The sequence below is a fragment of the Gardnerella sp. CCPDSM genome, from assembly GCF_056754715.1.
The window spans coordinates 1-304 of sequence record NZ_JBQEQO010000093.1 but is presented as its reverse complement, the minus strand read 5'-3'; the positions used below and the strand labels follow the sequence as shown (position 1 = coordinate 304).

General features: G+C 41.4%; 1 pseudogene. It reads left to right on the top strand.

Annotated elements, in window-relative coordinates:
• A pseudogene (locus tag ACTJLE_RS06685) lies at positions 1 to 304 on the top strand (hypothetical protein); the annotation flags it as partial.

The following is a 304-nucleotide window of genomic DNA, read 5'->3' as shown; positions in this document are numbered from 1 at the left end:
ATTAATGCAGAAAATTTCAGCATGGCTTTCTAAATTTAAACAGCTTTCTCCAGAAAGCCAAAAACTTATAGTGACACTTGGGCTGATTGCTGCGGCAGTCGGCCCTTTTTTAGTGGTTCTTGGAACGTGTATTTCTAAAATAGGTGTTGCTATACAAGGGTTTTCTAAACTAGCTTTGTTTATAGGTAAAATGTTCGCAAGTTTTACTTCCGGCTCTAGTATTCTTGAAGGGTTAGGCGCTGTTTTAGGTGGAGTATCCGCGCCAATACTCGCGGTTGTTGCGGTTATTGGTGTTCTGGTAGCG